Consider the following 16,498-nt stretch of genomic DNA (forward strand, 5'->3'; position numbering starts at 1 on the left):
GACACCCTTTGGTGGGGAAACTGACAAAAAATGCGGGTTGTCATGCGCGTGCTTGACAGCTGTCCGGCGGTGCCGGACCCCTGCGATGCCCTTACGCCAAGGGGAGGCTTGTAGGAAAGGGGAAGCGATGGGGTGGCTGTTCGGGGCGGCGGTGGTCGCGGGGGCGAGCTATTGCCTGGAGGCGTGGGGGCTGGTCGATCCGGGCGTCTGGGGGCCGGCGTGGAAGACCAGCGGCGTTGGGTTGCTTGCCGTGTGGGCGGCGAGCCGGGCGCGGGGCACCGATGGTTGGTTGCTGACGGGCGCACTGGCGCTGGGAGCGTTGGGCGATTTGTTGCTGGAGACGCATGGGCTGGTGGTCGGCGGCGCGGCGTTTGCGGCGGGGCATTTGGTGGCGTGCTTGCTGTATCTGCGCAATCGGCGGTCGGTGTTGACGGCAAGCCAGAAGGCGTTCGGTTGGCTGCTTGCCCCGGCGACGATCGGGATCGCGGCGCTGTTCGCGGCTCCGGCGGGCGGGGCGGTGCAGGCGGGGGCGTATTCGGCGTTCCTTGGCGTGATGGCGGCGCTGGCGTGGACCAGCCGCTTTCCGCGTTATCGCGTCGGCCTGGGCGCGGTGTTGTTCGTGGTGTCGGATTTGCTGATCTTCTCGCGCTTCGGGCCGCTAGCGGGGTCGGTGGTGCCGGGGCTGTTGGTCTGGCCGACTTACTTCGCGGCGCAGGCTTTGATCGCGTGGGGGGTGGTACAGGCGCTGTCGTCGGACCAGCGGGTGCCGTAGCGGACGATCAGGGCGCAGATGGCGCCGGTTAGACCGAAGAGTGTGAACAAAGCCGGGTCGAAAACGAAAGGGTTGTTACCGATAGCAAGGGTGGCGATGTTGGCGAGCAGAGCACCCACCAAGGCCCAAAGGGCGGGCAATCGCGTCCAAGGCGCATTGATCCCAGCCGTTGCCATCAGGAAGCTCCCGATGAGAATGGGGATGAGGGACAGGATGAGGCCGACGGCTACCGACGTCATGAGCAGCGGAATCAGGCCCAAGAACTCCCACCCAGACGGGCCATGCTGCGGATGGAACAGGAATACGCCGATCATCAAAACACCGACAAAGATCGGGCCAGCAGCAAGAAGCGCGCGGATCACGCCGCCGGCATAGGATACTCGAGGCATCACCTTACTCCTTCTATGAGGTTCTATGAGGTTCGCTCACAGCCGAACAGGCACCACCATTTTCGCCCCCAGCCCTGGCGCTGCGGCGTCGATCCGCTGGGCGAGGGTGGGCAGGCGGCTCACCGGCACTGCCGGGAACAGGTGGTGCTCAAGGTGGAAGAACATGTTGTAGCTCAGCAGGTTGAGCAGGCGGCCGCGCTGGGTGCGGGCGATCAGCGCGCCGTCACAGCCATGGTGCGTGATCCACACTGCGAAGAATGCGGTGAGGCACTGGGCGGTGAGCATGGCGACCATGTGGTAGAGCAGGGGCGGCCATTGCGTCGCGAGCGCAGTCGCGACGACCGTGAGGTTGAGTCCCAGGTCGATCACCATCCGCCGCTGCAGCGCCGGGCCACCGTTTCGCCAGCCATAGAAATGGGTTTCCACCGGAAAGCGCGGGCCGAAGCATAGCACTTGCGCCAGCGTCATCTGGCCGCAGCGGCCCTCGATATCGTCGTCCGTACCGACCTTTTGGTGATGGTGCAGGTGGTTGAATGCGACCGAGCTGTTGGAGCCGAGCATCAGCGCGCTGAGTGCGTGCAGAACGATGCGATGGCCGCGCGGGGTGAAGCCGAGATTGTGATGGATCGCTTCATGGTTGAGGCGCAGCGCGGTGAGGAAGAAGAGGAAGGAGGCGAGTGCGGCGAGCGGCCAGATGCCGAACGCGGCAGCTGTGAGCGACAGGGCGAGCCAGGGAAGCGGGTGGAGACACTCGATCAGCCCGTCGCGCGGGCGCATCGTTACCAGATCGCGCCAGGCCACCCGGCGGAGTGCGGGGTCGGGGGCCGGGTGATGCTGTGCCATGTCACTTCTCCCTGTTATTCTGGTATTTCTGGAAAATGAGAAATTAATGGGCGTGGGTTGGCTTTCGCTCGATAGTTTAACTGGCGTCATCCCCGCGAAAGCGGGGACCCATCTCCCGGAGTTTCCGTCATCTGCACCGGCGCGATATGCCGACCGCGCGGGAGATGGGCCCCCGCTTTCGCGGGGGTGACGAGGGGGGCGGGAAGACCGCGCATCAGTCCTTCCCCTTCCCGGAGCCCGGAATAAACCGCGCCACTTTGCCGCCCAGCTTCATCAAGGTGACGAGGGTCGGCTTGGGCAGGACGCGGACCTGATCGTACCAGCCGCCGAGCGTGCCGATGAATTCGTGCATCCGCGTGACGCGTTCGCGGACCTGTGGCGGGGCGCTCTTGTCGGCGGCGAGGCGCTGGGCGAGTTCGCCGAGCAACTGGACGGTGGGGTCGATCTCGCGCCGCTTGCGCTCGGCGACGATGCGCATGAGCATCTCCCAAAGGTCGGTCTCCGCGACGAAATGGTCGCGGCGGTCGCCCTCGACATGGACGCGGCGGACGATGCTGTAGCCTTGCAGCTCCTTGAGCCCGGTTGAGACGTTGGAGCGGGCGAGGCCGAGCGTTTCGACGATTTCGTCCGCGTGGAGCGGGCAGTCGGCGAGGTAGAGCAGGGCGTGGATCTGCGCTACGGAGCGGTTGACGCCCCAATGCGTCCCCATCTCGCCCCAGTGGAGGATGAACGCCTTTGCGTCGGGATGTTCTGCGAAACGGGTCATGTTGGATATTTCTGTAATTACAGAAATTCAAGGAGTCAATCACGACTGCGCGGTCGGGCGAGTTACGGGAAATGCGGGTGCAGGTCGATGATTTCTGGCGCGCGGCCAAACATCTGTTGCCCTTCGGCCCTTCGACAAGCTCAGGGCGAACGGATGTTTGACGATCCTAGCCGGTGATGGGCAGCGCGACCGTGCCGTCTTCGGTGCGCTCGAGCGGGGAGTAGGCGACCACCGTCTCCAGTGTCAGCGCGCCATAGAGGTGCGGGAATTCCGCGCCGCCGCGCGAGACTTCCCATTTGATCGTGTCTCCGAGCGCGTCGAGATCGACTGCCGCGACCCATAGGTCGGGCTGGTCGGCAAAATGCTTGTCGACCGTCTCGGTCAGCTGGGCGGCGGTGGAGAGGTGGATGTAGCCGTCCTGAATGTCGATCGGTGCGCCTTCAAAGCTGCCCGCCTCAAGATCGCCCATCTGGGGGGCGGTCAGGACCTTGTAAGCGGTGGTGGGGCGAGACATTCCAATTCCTTCAGGTTCCGACGAGCGACGCGAGATAGCGCGCGGCGTGGTGCGTATTCAACCGCACCCATAACGGCTTGTGGTCCGAAATCTGCCAGGTGCGCCAGTCGTCGGCATAATAAGCGGCGACGTCGGTCGCTTTCTTGCCGGCGGTCGTCGCTGCTGCGTGCGCCTGATAGTCGGGTAGGTCTTCGGGACGGAAGATGCTTTCGAACATCTCGAAGATGCCGGCGTTGCGCGCCGATGCCGGGCCGCTGTCGATATAGTCGATCACCGACGGGTCGGCGATGAAGGCGATCTGGTCGTAATATTTGGTGCGGTCGAGATTGGTGGGGGCGTCGAGCCGCTTGGGCGTCTTGAATCCGTGGGCTTTGAGCGCCTGCATCGTCTCATGTTCGGGATGCTTGATATTGAAGTCGCCGAGCAGGATCGTTGCACGACCGCTATCCGTCGCGATCTTCGCGAGACTGGCGAGATATCCGGCGACGCGATCGATTTCCTGGATGCGCTCCTGAAGCTCGCTACCGCTCTCGCCGCCGAAATAGAGGTGGACGGTGCAGATATCGAACTTGAACCAGCCGGACTGAAACCGCGCCATGAACGGGGTGCGGCGGAATTGCTTGCCCTGCGCGTACTTGTCGGTGCTGTCGCCGGTGGTGGCGGAGATCAGCATGTCGGCGGGGAGGACGATTTCGCCCGCGATCTTCTGGAACCACACTTTGCGCTTGTCGAAAGCGTAGAGCAGGCGTTCGCCATTGCCGCCGAGCTTGCGATGGGTGACGTCGGTGGCGATGAAGTCCCAATCGGGGCCGAGGATCGCCATGATGTCGTACCATGGGCCAAGCTCGTTCACCTCCTGAACCGCGACAAAATCGAAGCGGGAGATGATTTCGGCGATGTAGAACAGGCTTTCGGGCAGGCGGTTGCCATGGCCCCAGCCTTTGCCGGCCTTGCCGAGATCGCGGATGTTCCAGGTGGCGAGCAACAGGTTGCGCTCGCTGTCCTTGTCCGGGATGTCGCGGTCGAGCTGCGCGATCAGCCGCTGGAGATGCGCGACGACGCGCGGGCGATCGGCGGCGGGAATGCGGTGTTTGAGCAGGCTGTATTGCATGGGACGGCTCCCCCGAATGCAGATCGGGGGAGCCTAACCCATTTCGGTTACGGTACGAAGTCTATTCGCCGCCCTCCGGCCCGGCGGCGAGATCGTCGCCGGGGGTTGCGTCGGGCAGGGGAGCGGTTTCGACTTCGTTGTCGGCCAGATTGACCTCGGCGTCCTCCTCGCTTTCCTCGATCCGGGCGGCGGAGACGACATGTTCGTTCGGCGCGACATGGAACAGGCGCACGCCGGCCGAGCCGCGGCCGATGACGCGCAGCGAGGTGAGGGGCAGGCGGATCATCTTGGCCTGGTCGGTGACGAGCATCAGCTGGTCCGACTGGGTCGCCGGGAAGCTGGCGAGGACCGGACCGTTACGGGCGATATTGTCGATATTGGTGATGCCCTGACCACCACGACCGGTGCGGCGATATTCATAGGCCGAGCTCATCTTGCCATAGCCGTTGGCGCAGACGGTCAGGATGAACTGTTCCTTGGCGCGCAGCTCTTCGAACCGTTCGGGCGACAGGTCGGGTTCGCCTTCCTTCTCGGCCTTCCACGGGGCGAAGCGCAGATACGCCTCGCGTTCTTCAGGGGTAGTGCCGACGCGATGGAGGATCGACAGCGAAATGACCTGATCGTCGCCGAGCAGGCGCATCCCGCGCACGCCGGTCGAATTACGGCTCTGGAACTCGCGCACCTCGTCGCCGGCGAAGCGGATCGCCTTGCCCGCGCGGCTGGCGAGCAGCACGTCGTCGCCCTCGTTCAGCAGCGCGACGCCGATCAGGCGGTCATCCTCGTCCTCGCCCTCGAACTTCATCGCGATCTTGCCGTTCGACGGCACGTTCGTGAAGGCGTCCATGCTGTTGCGGCGGACATTGCCCTTGGCGGTCGCGAACATGACGTGGAGCTTGCCCCACTCGCTTTCGTCCTCCGGCAGCGGGAGAACCGTCGAGATCGTCTCGCCCGCCGCGAGCGGGAGCAGGTTGACCATCGGGCGGCCGCGCGTGTTCGCCCCGCCTTCGGGCAGGCGCCACACCTTCATGCGATAGACGCGGCCGAGGGTGGAGAAGAACAGCACCGGGGTGTGGGTCGAGGTGACGAACAGCTCGGTGACGACATCCTCGTCCTTCGTCGCCATGCCCGCGCGGCCCTTGCCGCCACGGGCTTGTGCCCGGAAGGCGTCAAGTGGGGTACGTTTGATATAGCCCTGCATGGTCACGGTAACGACCATGTCCTCGCGCTCGATCAGGTCTTCATCCTCGATCCCGTCAGCGGCGGCGGCGATTTCAGTGCGGCGCGGCGTGGCGTAGAGGTCGCGCACGGCGACCAGCTCGCCACGCAGCACTTCATAGAGCTTCGCACGGTTGGCGAGGATTTCGAGCAGCTCGGCGATCGAATCGGCGAGTTCCTTGAGCTCGTCGCCAATCTCGTCGCGGCCCAATGCGGTAAGGCGATGGAGGCGCAGGTCGAGGATCGCGCGGACCTGGACGTCCGACAGGCGATAGCTGTCGCCGGTCACCTCGGCCTCAACCGCTTCGACGAGGCGGATATAGGGCGCGATTTCCGCGATCGGCCATTCGCGCGTCAGCAGCGCTTCACGCGCCGCAGTCGGGCTCGACGATCCGCGGATGATGCGGACCACTTCGTCGAGGTTGGTGACCGCGATGACGAGGCCGAGCAAAATGTGCGCACGGTCGCGCGCCTTTGCCAGTTCAAACTTCGAGCGGCGGGTGATGACCTGCTCGCGGAACTTGACGAACGCTTCGATGATGTCGCGCAGGTTGAGCAGCTCGGGCCGGCCGCCGCGGATCGCGAGCATGTTGGCCGGGAAGCTCGATTGCGCCGGGGTGTTGCGCCACAGCTGGTTGAGCACGACTTCGGGCGTTGCGTCGCGCTTGAGGTCGATGACGATGCGCACGCCTTCGCGGTTCGATTCGTCGCGGATGTCGCTGACGCCCTCGATCCGCTTTTCCTTCGCCGCTTCGGCGATCTTTTCGACCAGCGCGTTCTTGCCCTGCTGATACGGGATTTCGGTGAGGACGATCGAGCGCCGCTCACCGCGCTGTTCGGTGATGTAGCGGCTGCGCACGATGATCGAGCCGCGGCCGGTCTGATAGGCGTTGCGGCAGCCCGAGCGCCCCAGGATCTGCGCGCCGGTCGGGAAATCCGGACCCGGGACGATCTCCATCAGCTCTTCGATGGTGACCGCGCCATTGTCGATATAGGCAAGGCAGGCGTCGATCACTTCGCCAAGATTGTGCGGCGGAATGTTGGTCGCCATGCCGACCGCGATGCCGCCCGCGCCGTTGACGAGCAGGTTCGGGTAGCGCGCGGGGAGGACCGTCGGCTCGCTTTCGGAGCCATCATAGTTATCCTGGAAGTCGACGGTGTCCTTGTCGATATCGTCGAGCAGCGCCATCGCGACCTTGGCCAGACGCGCTTCGGTATAGCGCATTGCGGCGGGGGGATCGGGGTCCATCGAGCCGAAATTGCCCTGACCGTCGATCAGCGGCACGCGCATCGCCCAATCCTGGGCCATGCGTGCCATCGCGTCGTAGATCGAGCTGTCGCCGTGCGGGTGATATTTACCCATCACGTCACCGACGAGGCGGGCAGACTTGCGATAGGCACGACCGGGCAGATAGCCGCCCTCCTGCGCCGCGTAGAGGATACGGCGGTGAACCGGCTTCAGCCCGTCGCGCACGTCGGGAAGCGCGCGCGCCACGATCACGCTCATCGCGTAATCGAGGTAGCTGGTCTTCATCTCGTCAACGATCGAGATGGGGGTGATATCGGAGCGGTCCGCGAGGACGGTCTCGTCGGTCAAGTTGCAATGCTTTCGAAGGGTTGTTTCAGTGTTGTGACCGCTCTAGCGGCGCGGCGGCTACCTGCCAAGCCCGCGCACCCGCGTGCGCGCGTACGCGAGAGATTTGCCCATACGTGCCATTTCGGGAGCCAGAGCGTTCAAAATGCGTTCAGCGAATGGATGCGAAGGCATGAACGCATAGACTCCGCCTTGACCGGGCGGGGCGGATTACTAGAGCGGTCGCGTCAACCGCTACGCAAATCGCGTGAGGAGAGTTTCGGATGAAGTCTGTTTCCAAGGCTGCGCTTGCCGCGGCAGTTCTGTTGGCTGCGCCTTACGCCATGTCGGCGCCGGCAGCCGCGCAGAAAAAGCAGAAGGAAGAGGCACCCAAGATCAAGGTCAGCGACGCGTTCCGCAAGGCGGCGATCGAGGTCGAGACGCTGCTGAACGCCAAGGATTATGCGGGCGCCGCGGCCAAGATCGACGCCGTCGACGCGCTCGCCGCCAATGACGACGAGAAATTCTACATCGCCAATTTCCGCCTGCAGATCGCGGTCGGGACCAAGGACAATCCGGCAACGATCCGTGCGCTCGACGCACTGATCGCCAATCCGAAGACCGATCCGGCGAATCTGGCCCAGTATAACTATTTCCGCGGCGACCTGACGGTCGGGCAGAAGAAGCCGGCCGAAGCGATCCCGTTCCTGATCAAGGCGCGCGACCTGGGCTATGTGACCAATGGCACCAACCTTAATCTGCTGATTGCACAGGCACAGCTCGATTCGGGGCAGCTTGATGCGGGCGTCGCCAGCATCGATGCCGCGATCAAGGGCGAGGAAGCCGCGGGCCGCAAGGCGCCGGAGACTTGGTACAAGTTCGCGGTCGACCGGCTCTATCGCGGTGGCAAGAAGGCTGCGGCGAGCGAGTGGCTGGGCCGTCAGCTCGGGGCCTATCCGAGCGCGCAGGGTTGGCGCGCGGCGCTGCTCATCTACATGGAGCAGACGCGCGAGAAGGGTGTGGCGATGGACGCCGACCTGCAGCTCGACGTTTTCCGTCTGATGCGCGCCGCCAAGGCGATGGGCGGTGAGGCCGATTACATCGAACTGGCCGATCTGGCGCAGCGCCGCGGCCTGCCCTGGGAAGCGAAGGCGGTAATCGAGGAAGGCCGCGCAGCCGGCAAGATCCAGGCAACCAACACGGCGGCGAACGAATTGCATCGTTCGGCGGTCACCCGCGAGAAGGCCGAAGGGCCGCTCTCAGCCGAGGAGAAGGGCGCGAGCGCAGCGGCGAACGGCACTGCAGCGAAGAACCTTGGCGATGCGTATCTCGGCAGCCGCAACTATCCCAAGGCGGTCGAGCTGTATCGCCTCGCGCTGCAAAAGGGTGGGGTGGACGCCAATCTGGTCAACACCCGCCTTGGCATTGCGCTGGCGATGCAGGGACAGAAGGCCGAGGCCAAGGCCGCGTTCCAGGCAGTAACCGCCGCACCGCGCGGTGAGATCGCCCGCTTCTGGACGACCTGGGTCGATCAGGCACCGGCGGCCTGAACTAGGGTTTAGATTTGGTCAGCTTCGCTGAAGCGGCACCGGCCCGCTCCCCCACCCGGCCACCCATAGAATACACTGTCGTTGGGTGGCCGGGTGGGGGAGCGGGCCGGTGCCGCGCAACTCAAATCAAATTACGGCCCGTCGGGGCCGCCACCGCCACCGGTGCCGGGGGCGCCGACGGTGCCGATATTGCCGAACAGATCCTCAAAGAAGCCGCGCTCACGGCCCAACGTCGGGGTCTTTTCGCCTGACGGGTTGATCTTGGCGATCTGCTCGATCCCGGTGCGCGACACTTCGGTCACGTTGCCGGCCTCGTCAAAGCGGATGCGCAGCGTCGTCTGCTGCTCCGCCCGAGGATTGTTGAAGGCGAAATTGCGGGTCGCGCGCCCGATATAATACCATTCGCGCTCGTTGAACTGGGCAGTCAGCGTCGGCTTGCCCAGCGTCTGCAGCACCGATTCGCGGTTATCCACGCCGGGCTGGACCGAGTTCACCAGGTCCGCATCGACCACATAGCCCTGATAGCCGCGCAGCGGGGCCACGCAGGCACCGGTGCCGAGCAGGATCGTACCGCACAGAGCGGCGGACAGGATACGGGCGGACTTCATCAAACTCACTCTCCCCAGGCGGGCACAGGCCACGCATTGCATCGCGCGCCGATCCCCTCAATATGCGGGGCAGCCCCGGCAAACAAGCGTCGTGAGGCCTTTGGAGTGTGACGATGCGATTGTGGGACAGGCTGACCGGGCGCAAGGCGGAAAACCCGGCGGCGGCGCTGTATCAGGCGGTGGTGGCGCGCGGGCGCGAACCGCATTGGTATGAGGCGGGGCAGGTGCCTGACAGCGTCAATGGCCGGTTCGACATGATCGCGAGCGTGCTGGGCCTGGTGATGCTGCGGATCGAGCATGAGCCCGAGGCAGCGGAGACGACCGCGCGGCTGACCGAATGTTTCGTCGAGGACATGGACGGCCAGCTGCGCCAGATCGGGATCGGCGACGTGGTGGTCGGCAAGGGCATCGGCAAGATGATGGCGCTGCTGGGCGGGCGGATCGGCGCTTATCGCGACGCGCTGGCGCCGGATGCGGAGCCGGGCGCGTTCGCGGCGGCGCTGGTCCGCAACCTGTATCGTGGCGAGAATCCGGGGGCAGAGGCGCTGGCGCATTCCGCCGATGCGATGCGCGCGCTGCGCGATCGGCTCGCTGGCGTGTCGCATGACGAGTTGCTGGCGGGGCGGCTGCCGTGATCGCGCCGGAGTTTTCGCGGCCCCAGCGGCTCGATGCGATCGGCAAGGGCGAGCATCGCGTCGAGATTTCCGCCGATGCAGGCGAGCGCGCGGCGCTGGCGAAGCGATTCGCGCTGATTGCGATCGACCGGCTCGACGCGGTGATGACGGTACATCGTGATGCGACCGGGGTGGTCGCGCGCGGGCATCTTTCGGGCGCGGCGGTGCAGCCGTGCAGCGTGACCGGCGACCGGGTTCCGGCACAGGTCGAGGAGGATTTCGCGATCCGCTTTGTCCCCGAAGGCACGCCCGAGGGCGACGAGGTCGAGCTGTCCGATGCCGATTGCGACACCGTCTTCTACGCGGGTGGTGCGATCGACCTTGGCGAAGCGGCGGCGGAGACGCTGGCGCTGGCGCTCGATCCGTTTCCCCGCAGCCCGGGTGCGGACGCGGCGTTGCGCGATGCCGGTGTGCTGGGCGAGGGTGAAACCGGGCCGTTCGCAGCGCTGGCCAAGCTCAAGAAACAGGACTGATTCGGCGATCCGCCGGCTGATCGTCAGTCACAGGGTTTGACGCAGGTCGGACAGCTTTCCTGTCCCTCCTCACGCTGGGTGCTGGCGGTCGGTTTGATCGGGGCGGCTGCAGTGGCCGGGGTCGCCGATCGCGCTCGGCAATCGGCGGGGGGCGTTGGCGTTCGCGCGGACCCCGTTCGGGCGCGGCGCGTCGGTTGTGTGACCGGCGGCTTGGGCCGCGGAGATAGTTGCGGGTGTGGACGCTGCACCTGCGCGCCAAGCGGGGCGGGCGCGGCCAGCGTCGCGACCGCCGTCGCGGCGAGCAATCGGGTCAGGAGTCGCTCGAATCGCATCTATGCCCCCCGCCGCGACGATGAACGCGCGGCAAAGACGAGTCAAAGCCGCGCGGCGGCGGCGCGCAGATCGGTGATGAAGGCGGCGTGCTGCGCGGCCTTTGCCTCCGGGTCGGGCAGACGCAGCAGATAGCTGGGGTGGACGGTGATCCACGCCTCTGCGCCGGAGTCGAGCGGGATCGCGCGGCCGCGTTCGCGTGAGATGGTGACAGCCTTGCCCAGCAGTGACCGCGCGGCGGTGGCGCCGAGCGCGACGACGATCTTTGGTCGGACGATCAGCAATTCCTGTTCGATCCACCAGCGGCACGCGCTGATCTCCCCCGCATCGGGGGTGGCGTGGATGCGGCGCTTGCCACGCGGTTCGAATTTGAAATGCTTGACTGCGTTGGTGAGATAGGCGGCGGAGCGGTCGATCCCGGCCTGCGCCAGCGCATCGTCGAGTAGCTGCCCGGCCGGGCCGACGAACGGGCGACCGGCAAGATCCTCCTGATCGCCGGGCTGTTCGCCGATCAGCATCAGCGGGGCGTCGACCGGCCCTTCGCCGAACACGGTCTGCGTGGCGTGCTGGTGGAGGTGACAGCGGGTGCAGGCTGCCGCCTCGTCGCGCAGCGCGGCCCACGCCTTTTGCGCGTTATCACCGGGGCCGGCGGTGCGTGCGGTTTCGACCATCGCCACTTCGCGCGCGCGGGCACCCTTGATCAGCTCCGCCACCAACGCGGTTTCGGGCATGTTCTTCCAATATTTGCGCGGCATTTCCTTGAGCATCGCGCCGGTCTTGAGGCGCGCGGGGTTGAACGTCGATGCGTAATAGGTCTTCCACACCGCCTCGACCGGATCGTCCTGCGGCGCGTCGGTCTTGCTCGCACCAGGGCCTTCGGACAGCGTCTTGCCGTCCCAGTGGAGCGAGACGTCGGGCGTCAGGATCGACCAGCGCATCGTGTGGAAGCGGTCGACGAAGAAGCGGGCATTGGCGCGGACGATATGATGATCGGGTTCGAACCAGGCGATGAAGCGGGGGCCGGCGTCGTCGGTGACTTCGCGGAAACGGACGAACGCGCGCATCTTGTGGATGTCGCGGCGCACCGATTTGGCCATGTCGTCGAGGCGGCGGAGCAACGGATCGGCCTTGTCCTCGATACTGCCCGGTCGCGCGATCACGCGGGTCAGTAGTTTGTAGAGCAGGGCGAAGCGCTGCGGGTCGCTGTGCAGGATCGCCTCACGCGCCAGTTCGACGAAGCGGCGCGAGACGCGCAGGTCGGGGGCGGCGGAGGGGAGGACTGCTTCGTCGCCGAACAGGTCGGCGGGCTGGTCGCCGACCTGCCACACCACCTCCGACGGATCGACCCGCGCGGCAGCAAGGCTGCGGGCGGCGTCGCGCCAGCCGTCGAAATCGTCCTGTGAAGCTAGTGCTATGACCCGCATGTAAGTCCTTGTTGGTTTCAGCGAGGCTGAAACGGTTGCGGCACCAGCCCGCTCCCCCACCCGGCCACCCATTTCAGAATATCCTGTCGATGGGTGGCCGGGTGGGGGAGCGGGCTGGTGCCGTGTTCGGCGTAGCCGAACTCAATACTAACCCGCGGGGAGCGATTCGATCCATTCGGACAGCAGCGCAATCCCCTCGTCATGCGCGGTGGCGCGGCCGAGTTCGGGCATGGCGATACCGGGGTCGGTGCTGCGCAGGCGGTAGATCAGAATCGAGGCATCGGGGTTGCCGGGCGCAATCGCGAAGTCGCGCCCACCGCTGCCACGCCCGGCCGCGACCGGGCGCTTGCCGATGCCGAGCGCGACCGGATCGGCGCGGTCGAGTTCGAGGAACAGGCCCGAGTTGGACGCCGCACCCGCCGGATTGTGGCAGTGCGCGCAGTTGATTTCGAGATAGGCACGGGCGCGGGCATCGAGTGGCGCCTTGCGGTCGTCCCAGCGGGCGACACGCGGGGCGTTGGCGGGGGCGCGGTCGAGCAGGCCGGCTTTGACCAGCGCCTGTAGCTGGCCGGTGTGGTTGAGGTAGCGTGCCTTGGGGCCGATCGGGGCGATCTGGCCGCTGAGTGCGTGGCAATCCTTGCATTGGTTCGCGTTGGGGACGGCGTAGCTGATCTGGCGCGCGCGGCCCGATGGGTCGGTGAAGGCGACCGGAAGGCGGGTGCCGGCGCGCTTGACCACCGCGTCGGTGCCCTCGGCGTTCCACACATAGGGAATCGCGACCCAGCCCGATGCGCGGCGCAGCAGCAGGCGGGTCTCGATCGGCTTGAACGCGGCGCCTGTGCCATAGCCGAAGGTCTTGATGAGCGCAGAGCCGACGGGGAAGTCGAATGCGGCCTTTGCGTCGTACTTTGCCTGCGCCCCGGCGGGGACGTAGATGAAGCGCTGCTTCATCGTGTAATCGGAGAAGAGCGGGGTTTCGAGATCGTAGCCGACGACGCGGACCGCCGGGGTGCGTTTGGTCAGGTCGGCGAAGAAGCCATAGTCGGAGAGCTTCGCGGGGTAGCCATCCGCAGTGATCGCGGCGTCGTTCACCCGCGCAGGCTGGCTTGCCGCGGCGACGCCGAACGCTGCTGCGCATAGGGCCAGCACGGCGAGTCCGGCGCGGGTCACTTGGCGGCAGCCTCCATCGCTGCGGGTAGCACCACTGCGGCGGGGCGCGGGGCGGCGGGGGCGTTGAGCTCTGCCTTGCCCGGCTTTGCCGAGCTCGTCGGCGCGGCGAGCGCGAGGCCCAGCGTCAGTACCGGCGCCGGATCGGCGACGTGCAGCCCGAGTTCGGCGACGGTGCCGGTGCCGTCCCACCACACCGGCGGCGCGGCTCCGCCGAACGCGGCGACGAGGAAGCTGCCGCCCTCGACCCCCGGCTCGAACCCGGCGCGACCGTGGCGGTTGCCCGACACGACGATGCGGCGCGGATAGGGGTTGTACTTGGGGTCGTCGTAGCGCTCGCGATAGGACATCACGATCACATTGGCGGTCGCGTGCTCCGACAGGTCGTTGTCGAACACATGCACCCCGTCATTGGCCATCACCAGAACCCCGGTCCCCTTGGGCACGGTAGCGACGATATTGCCCTTGGGCGCGAAGTTCGGGGTGTCGTTGGCGAACACCTTGTTGCCGTACACCCGCACCCCGCCGCCGCCCATGCGGGGGAGGTTGGGCAGGTCAAACACGAGGATGCCACCGGTGTTGCGCGTCGCGGTGTTGCCGAAGACGTCGGCGTGGTTGCTGTTTTCGATCTCGATCCCCGCGACATTGTGCGAGACGAACGATTTGCGGACGATGATCTGCTCCGACTGGCCGACATAGATGCCGGCGTCGGACGCGCCCTTGACCGTCACGCCGTCGATCAGGACCATGCTGCTGGAGACGGGATAGACGCCGTACGCGCCGTTGCTCTGCTTCGGCCCGCCGGTCCATTCGACGCGAATGTCCTTGTAGACGATGCGGTCGGCGCCCTTGGACTTGATGCCGTCGCCCTTGCTGTCCTCGACCGCGAAGCTGCGCAGGACGACATCGTCGGAGGTCACGAGCAGCCCTTCGCCCGCGCCGAGCTGGCCCTTGAAGCTGAGGATCGTCTTGTCCGGCCCCGCGCCGCGCACGGTGACCTTGTCCACGTCGAGGCTGAGGCCGTCGGTCAGATCGAACCGGCCCGCGCCGATTTCGACGGTATCGCCCGGCTTGGCGTCGAGCAGCGCCTGTTGCAGCCGCTCCTGCGCGTCGGGGCCGGCGGGGACGTTGAGGGTTTCGGCGTAGGCGGCGGGCGCACAGGCGAGCAATGCGGCGGCCGCGACGGCGGTGCGGATCATGGGCCTCTCCTCGTTTTGGGGAGCAGCTTACGCAGTCCGCACCGCGCGTCCAGTCGTTTACACGGGTGTCAGTTACTCGCGCGCGTCGCCGGGCATTTCGTCTTCGGCGCGTTCCAGTTCCTTGGGCTTGCGCGCCTCGAAGATCTTGGCGAGCTTGGCCTTGGTCGCGTCGTCCAGATCCTTCGACGCGGCGGGGAACATCTCTTCCTCTTCCTCGTCGATATGGTGGAGGTAGCGGTCGCGCATCGACTTGAACTTGGTCAGCCAGCCGCTCGACGACATCTCCATCTCGACCAGTTCGCCGAGCATGTCGTCGACTTCCTTATGCTCCGACACCGAATGGCGCGCTTCGTCGCGCAGGTCCGGATTGGCGAGCATCGTCGCGTAGAGCGATTCCTCTTCGGCGGCGGCGTGCGCCTGCAGCTCGACGCGCAGCTCCTCGAACAGCGTGCGCCGCTCTTCGCTGTCGCCGCTGGTTTGCGCGATGCGGTCGAGCAGGTCGCGCTGGCGGTTATGGTCCTGGATCAGGTCTTCGAAAATGCGTTCTTGAGCCATGCAAAGTCTCCTTTGCGCGCTCAACCGCTCGCCCGCGCGCTTGTTTCACCCGCGACTCATTCTCACGCGGCGAACAATTCCATCTGCTTTGCCGGCGGGGCGACGAGCGGGCGCAGGTCGGCGCGGTCAGCGAGCAAGGTCGGGCGCCAGTCGCTGGTGATCAGGAAGGGCTTCAATTTCTTCACCGACACGGTGAGCCGCGCGACATCGGCCAGCGTCATCCGCCGCCAGCGGCGCGAGACGAGGATGCGGTCGACCGCTTTTACGCCGAGGCCCGGGACGCGCAGCAGCGCCTGGCGCGGGGCGGTGTTGATGTCGACCGGGAAGCTGTCGCGATGCTTCAATGCCCAGGCGAGCTTGGGGTCGATGTCGAGCGGCATCATGCCGGTCGCGGTGTCGGCGGCGTCGGCAACCTCACCCGGCGAATAGTCGTAGAAGCGCATCAGCCAGTCGGACTGGTAGAGGCGATGTTCGCGGATCAGCGGCGGCCGCTGGAGCGGGAGCACGGCGCTCGCGTCCGGGATCGGGCTGAACGCGGAATAATAGACGCGGCGCAGGCCGAAGCGGCCGTACAGCCCGGCGGCGCGGCCGACGATGTCGCGGTCGGTCGCGGCATCGGCGCCGACGATCATCTGGGTCGACTGGCCAGCTGGCGCGAATTTGGGGGCGGAGCGATAGCGTTTGCGCGCGTCGCCGCTGTCTTCGATATCGCGCTTCAAATCGCCCATCGCCCCTTCGATCCGGGGTGCGGATTTCTCGGGCGCAAGGCGGGTGAGGCCGGCGACGGTCGGCAGCTCGACATTGATCGACAGGCGGTCGGCATGCAGCCCGGCCTGATGGATCAGGCCCGGATCGGCGTCGGGGATCGTCTTCAAATGGATGTAACCGCGAAAGTCGTGATCCTCGCGCAGGCTGCGCGCGACCTCGACAATCTGCTCCATCGTGTAATCGGGCGAGCGGATGATGCCCGAGGAGAGGAACAGTCCCTCGATATAATTGCGGCGGTAGAAATCGAGCGTGAGGCGCACGACCTCCTGCGCGGTGAAGCGGGCGCGGCGGACGTTCGAGCTTTTGCGGTTGATGCAATAATGGCAGTCGAACACGCAGCTGTTGGTCAGCAGGATCTTGAGCAGGCTGATGCAGCGCCCATCGGGTGCGTAGGCGTGGCAGATGCCCATCCCCTCGGTCGATCCCAGCCCCTTGCCGCCCGATGACTTGCGTTTCGACGTGCCGGACGAGGCGCAGGATGCGTCATATTTCGCCGCGTCGGCGAGGATTTCGAGCTTTTCGCGCAAATCGAGCTGGGCCATATGTTCTTCATACGTTCCGGCGGCT

At 65.9% G+C, this 16,498-nt stretch carries 16 protein-coding genes; 4 read left to right on the forward strand and 12 right to left on the reverse strand.

Annotated elements, in window-relative coordinates:
* Positions 1–127: 127 nt before the first annotated feature.
* Positions 128–772, forward strand: coding sequence for a lysoplasmalogenase family protein (locus K9B35_RS06200; RefSeq protein WP_224920929.1), 645 nt, complete (start codon positions 128–130; stop codon positions 770–772).
* Here K9B35_RS06200 and K9B35_RS06205 read toward each other — a convergent pair.
* The 6 genes from K9B35_RS06205 to gyrA form a co-directional block, all read right to left on the reverse strand.
* Positions 700–1,161 carry a hypothetical protein gene (locus tag K9B35_RS06205; protein ID WP_224920930.1) on the reverse strand — a complete coding sequence of 154 codons (462 nt, stop codon included), beginning with the start codon at positions 1,159–1,161 and terminating at the stop codon, positions 700–702. The two genes, K9B35_RS06200 and K9B35_RS06205, sit on opposite strands and share 73 nt — an antisense overlap.
* A gap of 36 nt (positions 1,162–1,197) precedes the next feature.
* A complete protein-coding gene (locus tag K9B35_RS06210; protein ID WP_224920931.1) occupies positions 1,198–2,004 on the reverse strand; it encodes a fatty acid desaturase family protein in 807 nt (268 codons plus the stop codon).
* Positions 2,005–2,218: 214 nt separating this feature from the next.
* Positions 2,219–2,770 (reverse strand): GbsR/MarR family transcriptional regulator, encoded by a 552-nt coding sequence (locus tag K9B35_RS06215; RefSeq protein ID WP_224920932.1) that lies wholly within the window; start codon positions 2,768–2,770, stop codon positions 2,219–2,221.
* Between the two features lie 166 nt (positions 2,771–2,936).
* Positions 2,937–3,284 (reverse strand): DUF952 domain-containing protein, encoded by a 348-nt coding sequence (locus K9B35_RS06220; RefSeq protein WP_224920933.1) that lies wholly within the window; start codon positions 3,282–3,284, stop codon positions 2,937–2,939.
* 10 nt (positions 3,285–3,294) lie between these two features.
* Positions 3,295–4,395, reverse strand: a complete 1,101-nt coding sequence (locus K9B35_RS06225; protein WP_224920934.1) for an endonuclease/exonuclease/phosphatase family protein — start codon at positions 4,393–4,395, stop codon at positions 3,295–3,297.
* Positions 4,396–4,456: 61 nt separating this feature from the next.
* Complete coding sequence (gyrA, locus tag K9B35_RS06230; RefSeq protein WP_224920935.1) at positions 4,457–7,207, reverse strand: DNA gyrase subunit A; 2,751 nt, start codon at positions 7,205–7,207, stop codon at positions 4,457–4,459.
* 320 nt (positions 7,208–7,527) lie between these two features.
* Here gyrA and K9B35_RS06235 point away from each other — a divergent pair, with 320 nt between their 5' ends.
* A complete protein-coding gene (locus K9B35_RS06235) occupies positions 7,528–8,733 on the forward strand; it encodes a hypothetical protein (protein WP_224920936.1) in 1,206 nt (401 codons plus the stop codon).
* Positions 8,734–8,864: 131 nt separating this feature from the next.
* Here K9B35_RS06235 and K9B35_RS06240 read toward each other — a convergent pair whose 3' ends face one another.
* On the reverse strand, positions 8,865–9,341 hold the full coding sequence (locus K9B35_RS06240) for an outer membrane protein assembly factor BamE (RefSeq protein ID WP_224920937.1): 477 nt from the start codon (positions 9,339–9,341) through the stop codon (positions 8,865–8,867).
* 113 nt (positions 9,342–9,454) lie between these two features.
* Between K9B35_RS06240 and K9B35_RS06245 the strand changes: the two genes are divergently transcribed.
* Both K9B35_RS06245 and K9B35_RS06250 read left to right on the forward strand, forming a co-directional pair.
* Positions 9,455–9,976: a ubiquinol-cytochrome C chaperone family protein gene (locus tag K9B35_RS06245; RefSeq protein WP_224920938.1), complete on the forward strand. Its 522-nt coding sequence runs from the start codon at positions 9,455–9,457 to the stop codon at positions 9,974–9,976.
* Positions 9,973–10,488, forward strand: a complete 516-nt coding sequence (locus K9B35_RS06250; protein ID WP_224920939.1) for a YceD family protein — start codon at positions 9,973–9,975, stop codon at positions 10,486–10,488. The genes K9B35_RS06245 and K9B35_RS06250 overlap by 4 nt, the downstream gene beginning before the upstream one ends.
* Positions 10,489–10,862: 374 nt before the next feature.
* Here K9B35_RS06250 and K9B35_RS06255 read toward each other — a convergent pair whose 3' ends face one another.
* From K9B35_RS06255 to K9B35_RS06275, 5 genes are all read right to left on the reverse strand, one after another.
* Complete coding sequence (locus K9B35_RS06255; protein ID WP_224920940.1) at positions 10,863–12,242, reverse strand: UdgX family uracil-DNA binding protein; 1,380 nt, start codon at positions 12,240–12,242, stop codon at positions 10,863–10,865.
* Between the two features lie 147 nt (positions 12,243–12,389).
* A complete protein-coding gene (locus K9B35_RS06260; RefSeq protein ID WP_224920941.1) occupies positions 12,390–13,412 on the reverse strand; it encodes an SO2930 family diheme c-type cytochrome in 1,023 nt (340 codons plus the stop codon).
* Positions 13,409–14,608 carry a parallel beta-helix domain-containing protein gene (locus K9B35_RS06265; protein ID WP_224920942.1) on the reverse strand — a complete coding sequence of 400 codons (1,200 nt, stop codon included), beginning with the start codon at positions 14,606–14,608 and terminating at the stop codon, positions 13,409–13,411. Before K9B35_RS06265 ends, K9B35_RS06260 begins: the two co-directional genes overlap by 4 nt.
* 72 nt (positions 14,609–14,680) lie before the next feature.
* A complete protein-coding gene (locus tag K9B35_RS06270) occupies positions 14,681–15,163 on the reverse strand; it encodes a hemerythrin domain-containing protein (RefSeq protein WP_224920943.1) in 483 nt (160 codons plus the stop codon).
* A 62-nt stretch (positions 15,164–15,225) separates the two neighbouring features.
* Positions 15,226–16,473, reverse strand: a complete 1,248-nt coding sequence (locus K9B35_RS06275) for a putative DNA modification/repair radical SAM protein (protein WP_224920944.1) — start codon at positions 16,471–16,473, stop codon at positions 15,226–15,228.
* Positions 16,474–16,498 lie beyond the last annotated feature (25 nt).

The organism is Sphingomonas sp. R647 (assembly GCF_020177055.1).
Taxonomy (GTDB): domain Bacteria; phylum Pseudomonadota; class Alphaproteobacteria; order Sphingomonadales; family Sphingomonadaceae; genus Sphingomonas.

Excerpts from the sequence above, each read along its gene's own strand:
- K9B35_RS06275 (WP_224920944.1), bottom strand. The coding sequence starts at position 16,473 with ATGGCCCAGCTCGATTTGCGCGAAAAGCTCGAAATCCTCGCCGACGCG.
- K9B35_RS06225 (WP_224920934.1), bottom strand. The coding sequence starts at position 4,395 with ATGCAATACAGCCTGCTCAAACACCGCATTCCCGCCGCCGATCGCCCG.
- K9B35_RS06255 (WP_224920940.1), bottom strand. The coding sequence starts at position 12,242 with ATGCGGGTCATAGCACTAGCTTCACAGGACGATTTCGACGGCTGGCGC.
- K9B35_RS06220 (WP_224920933.1), bottom strand. The coding sequence starts at position 3,284 with ATGTCTCGCCCCACCACCGCTTACAAGGTCCTGACCGCCCCCCAGATG.
- K9B35_RS06205 (WP_224920930.1), bottom strand. The coding sequence starts at position 1,161 with ATGCCTCGAGTATCCTATGCCGGCGGCGTGATCCGCGCGCTTCTTGCT.
- K9B35_RS06200 (WP_224920929.1), top strand. The coding sequence starts at position 128 with ATGGGGTGGCTGTTCGGGGCGGCGGTGGTCGCGGGGGCGAGCTATTGC.
- K9B35_RS06245 (WP_224920938.1), top strand. The coding sequence starts at position 9,455 with ATGCGATTGTGGGACAGGCTGACCGGGCGCAAGGCGGAAAACCCGGCG.
- K9B35_RS06210 (WP_224920931.1), bottom strand. The coding sequence starts at position 2,004 with ATGGCACAGCATCACCCGGCCCCCGACCCCGCACTCCGCCGGGTGGCC.
- K9B35_RS06215 (WP_224920932.1), bottom strand. The coding sequence starts at position 2,770 with ATGACCCGTTTCGCAGAACATCCCGACGCAAAGGCGTTCATCCTCCAC.
- K9B35_RS06265 (WP_224920942.1), bottom strand. The coding sequence starts at position 14,608 with ATGATCCGCACCGCCGTCGCGGCCGCCGCATTGCTCGCCTGTGCGCCC.
- K9B35_RS06240 (WP_224920937.1), bottom strand. The coding sequence starts at position 9,341 with ATGAAGTCCGCCCGTATCCTGTCCGCCGCTCTGTGCGGTACGATCCTG.
- K9B35_RS06270 (WP_224920943.1), bottom strand. The coding sequence starts at position 15,163 with ATGGCTCAAGAACGCATTTTCGAAGACCTGATCCAGGACCATAACCGC.
- K9B35_RS06235 (WP_224920936.1), top strand. The coding sequence starts at position 7,528 with ATGTCGGCGCCGGCAGCCGCGCAGAAAAAGCAGAAGGAAGAGGCACCC.